Genomic DNA, 3,732 nt, shown 5'->3' on the forward strand with positions numbered 1-3,732 from the left:
CTTCAGTTCCCCTAGATGCTTCAGCACAGCACGGGCAGCTTCTTCTAAATTCTCGTTTTCCCGTAACCTACTGATGCGATCGCAAATTACCTGCATCTGCTGACATTCCGACTCCAGGTAATTCAGTGGCTTCAGGTGGTCGGTTCTTACGGTGTACTCTCCATCCCACATTGTGACTGTGCAACTAAATTCGCCTACATAGTTGACAATGCACCAATTCCCGCCTTTTCCTCTCAGTTCTGGATTGTCCTTCGCTATGATTTGGCACACTTCCCCAACACGGTAAGGGTTTGGTACTTTGGTGCGTTCCATGATCCGTTGCACCACATCTTTCACGATTCTACCAGTAGGCACTTTCCCGCCAGCAAGTTCTACTGCGGCTTGCCACACCTCCCACTGCTCTTGAGGTTCTAGCTTTGTTATGGGTCGGACTTGTCCTTCGCTAGTGGGCAAGATTTGTGATCTATTTGTTGTCAAATCTTCAGGCGGCAAATTTTGACAACAAATTGTTGTCAAATTCTCGTAGACATCAGATGCTGCAATCAGATAATTCGATTTTTGACGGCTATGCCCAAAGCGATCGCGGCAATAATCTTCAAACGTGCGGTGACTTGAACGGTATAATCTGCGATTGCGCAATTCCGCCAGTGCCTTCCCCGCCTCAAAAAACGCCCGTTCCACTTTGCGCTCTAGGTGAAGGCGATCGCGCTGTTCTTCCTCTGTCAACTCTGGAACTTCAACAGCAGTAACGGTGATTGTTGCAGTAGCTGGGTTTTCTTCAAGGTCTTGGTCATCTGGTGGTGTGTCGTCACTGGATGCAGCAGAGGTGGCTTTTTTGCGATTAGAAGGTGGTTTAGCCATTATTCCACCTCTTCAGTTCATAAGTATTTGCTGGAAGTCAATTGCAACGTAGATTTTGGAAGTAGTTGATAACTGCTCTGTCATACCCCAACGCAGGCATCCCTTCTTTAGAGAATCAGAAGGCAGGGCAAGAGGCTTAATAGTCTGAGGATTAATCGTCATTAGAACTTTCGGTTAAATTAACCCCAGGAATATGCTGAATCCATTCACCTAAGCACTCTTTTAAATCCAGCCCTACAGCATTGGCTGCCCTGATGAGGGTATCTAAAGGTACACCTTTTGTATCTTCGTTCTCAATTCTATTAAAATTTGCCCCACTCATTCCGGCGTAATCACCAGCTACGGTTAAACTCATCCCCGCAGTTTCTCTTGCCTTTTTCAAAGCAGTTCCGATACCAGTAAACTCCACTTCAATAATAATTTTCATTAAATCCATAGTCATACGCCTCCAAAGAATTATCCCTAATTTAACTCATTACTCATTACTTGACAAGTATTACGCAATACGTAATAATAGATATATAAAGAAAGCGCCCCGACTACCAATCTAAAGCGCTTTCCGTCCCGTTAGGAACTTAATCAATCATGACATACCAAATCTACAGCCAACAACAGCTACAACTGAAATCCATTGCACGGCTCAAGCAAATCTACAGCGAAATAGCTTGTACAGTCGAAGTAATCGACAAACGCTGTAAGGATTCTTGGATTAGTGCGATCGCTAATTACCAAGCCAGTAAGATTCAAAAACTCACCCCTGCTACCCCCGACAACCAAGCCCTCGCCCAAGCCGAACTCGATCACTTCATCGCAACCCAAGCCCAAGCGATCGCTCCCGAACCACTGACAACCGTAGAAATCAGCTTTTATGATCATGAGGTATTCGCTGGTAACAAACTGATCGCCAGCATCACCCACGATGATAATGACTTTGTAACACAGCGTTGGGTGGTGATGGTCAACGGTGCAGAAGAACACCGTGCTGATACTTGGGCGAAGTGCTACCGCTACATCCAATGGCATTACCAAGACGGCACACTCCCAGTACAAGAGCAATTAGACCCAGAAGCAAATGACACCAGTGGTAACGAAATCATGGTGCAGATTTTCAATGAATGCGAAAAGTACGGTTTCGATATTTTCGATGATGGGATTTATCAGAACGACGTGAAACTGGGCGAAGTTGGCTTTACTGGTGCTTGGTGGGTGGTGCGTACTGGAGAGTGTCAGCAACTACCGTGTGATTCGGCGTTGGAAGCCGTGCGGTGGCTGTCGATGATAGACGTGTCTACTGATGGTAAATCCATTTTTGATGAATATTTTTTAGAGCAGCCGTTAGAACAGCTAGCTGGCGATAAATTGCAACGGCTGCTGGAGAGAACGGAGTTAGTCACAGCGTAATTATTCTACCTTGGGGGGCGATCGCTCGATATCTACAGCGATCGCTCATCAACTACTCGCTTATTCACCAATCCCCATTAAACCCATGCAACCAACAATTTCGATACCCAAACACTGGGAATATCCACGCTTTGCTTTGGAACAGCGTACTAAAGACGGCATCATTTTAGGGATTGAGTACTATCCGAATGGTACAGAATTAGCCGAGCGATTTGGTGGTGGATGGCGTTATGCGCTGATGCCACATAAGAACTCTGATGAATTGTTTCACTTTGAAGAGAATCAAATTCAACCGCTTACACCAGAAGAATTACTCTCACAGCTACGCGCAGAGATTGAGTTTTATCAACAGCAGATAGCAACTCTGCAACAACAGTTAGTCGTTGTAATTGGAGGTTTCACAAATGCTTAACACGGTTGATAAGTACCTTGACCGTAGAGCTAATCATTTGCTGCGTTTACTTCAGCTTTGCGGGGGTTGTGTTCCATTGCATCGTTTGCAATTCCAATTCTCTGATTCCGTCATTCAAACACTACTTGATAAAGAACTGGTGCAGGTACAGAACACAGGACGCGGCTTTTTGTTGGAGATTGCTGACTAATGAATTGCTGGAGGAGAAGACAAATTAATTCTCTTCTACCTCCTAATCACAAATGTCATTTATTAACTCAAATATTGATGACTGAATCAATCGCTAAGGCTTTAAAAGCAATTCGCGTCTCTCACGAATTTACACAAACAGAACTAGCGCAAAAGCTCCAAATAGGCAAATCACATCTGTCTGAAATTGAATCAGGAATTAAAAAGCCAAGTCTCGCCCTATTACTCCGCTATTCCGAAGCCTTTGATATACCACTATCCTCAATTCTGTTTTTGGCTGAACACATTAACGAAGGTATTGACCAGAAAACAGAACTTATCTCTCCCAAAATCATAGCCCTATTGAAATTCATTCAACAGTGGCGCTCTCCGTAATCTCTTTCACCCTCCAGTCTCAATATCAAGTACAAAGATACAACCATGAAACTTTACGCGAAGACCATTGCACAAACTTTACCCGATTGGGCAACCGTTGTTACAAAAAGCGCGGATTTATTTGAGATTGAAATCAACGATGAACACCCGAATTTCCAATCTCTGCTTGAAGAATTAGAGACGGAGATTGAGCCAGGAACAATAGGTGTGAAAGCGGAAGATTTATGTTCCAGGCTTGGCATAGAAATGTCTAACCCCAATCTCTGGCAATTACTTGAACAAGCCCAAACTCCAGGGCAAACGCATCTAAAGTACTCTTGATTACGACCAAGATTAAGACCCAACGAAAAATTAGTATTTCTGGCTCGATTTATTTTCCAAGGCTCAAAGCGATCGCTAAAATCTTTGTCAATAAGCAGGGATTAGTGAGATTATTTTTGACTCTATTGAGAATAGACTAGTCTTATTGACATGATGCGGCCGCCCTGGGTATT

Annotated in this window: 7 protein-coding genes; 5 read left to right on the plus strand and 2 right to left on the minus strand. The window is 44.0% G+C overall.

Features of this window, described 5'->3' with window-relative positions; translation table 11 throughout:
* Positions 1-861, minus strand: an 861-nt coding sequence (locus ACEW80_RS14955) for a hypothetical protein (RefSeq protein ID WP_373527349.1), incomplete at its 3' end; no start/stop codon positions are given.
* Positions 862-1,012: 151 nt separating this feature from the next.
* Positions 1,013-1,297, minus strand: coding sequence for a helix-turn-helix domain-containing protein (locus ACEW80_RS14960; RefSeq protein WP_373527350.1), 285 nt, complete (start codon positions 1,295-1,297; stop codon positions 1,013-1,015).
* 149 nt (positions 1,298-1,446) lie between these two features.
* Between ACEW80_RS14960 and ACEW80_RS14965 the strand changes: the two genes are divergently transcribed.
* The 5 genes from ACEW80_RS14965 to ACEW80_RS14985 all read left to right on the plus strand — a co-directional run bounded on the left by ACEW80_RS14965 (position 1,447) and on the right by ACEW80_RS14985 (position 3,559).
* Positions 1,447-2,262, plus strand: a complete 816-nt coding sequence (locus ACEW80_RS14965) for a hypothetical protein (RefSeq protein WP_373527351.1) — start codon at positions 1,447-1,449, stop codon at positions 2,260-2,262.
* Positions 2,263-2,272: 10 nt separating this feature from the next.
* Entirely contained in the window at positions 2,273-2,674 is a 402-nt protein-coding gene (locus ACEW80_RS14970; protein ID WP_373527352.1) for a hypothetical protein, read from the plus strand.
* Complete coding sequence (locus tag ACEW80_RS14975) at positions 2,667-2,864, plus strand: hypothetical protein (protein ID WP_373527353.1); 198 nt, start codon at positions 2,667-2,669, stop codon at positions 2,862-2,864. The genes ACEW80_RS14970 and ACEW80_RS14975 overlap by 8 nt, the downstream gene beginning before the upstream one ends.
* A gap of 77 nt (positions 2,865-2,941) precedes the next feature.
* Positions 2,942-3,238 (plus strand): helix-turn-helix transcriptional regulator, encoded by a 297-nt coding sequence (locus tag ACEW80_RS14980; protein WP_373527354.1) that lies wholly within the window; start codon positions 2,942-2,944, stop codon positions 3,236-3,238.
* 45 nt (positions 3,239-3,283) lie between these two features.
* Complete coding sequence (locus ACEW80_RS14985; protein WP_373527355.1) at positions 3,284-3,559, plus strand: hypothetical protein; 276 nt, start codon at positions 3,284-3,286, stop codon at positions 3,557-3,559.
* The last annotated feature ends 173 nt before the right edge of the window (positions 3,560-3,732 follow it).

The sequence above is a fragment of the Nostoc sp. genome, from assembly GCF_041747015.1.
GTDB lineage: Bacteria > Cyanobacteriota > Cyanobacteriia > Cyanobacteriales > Nostocaceae > Nostoc.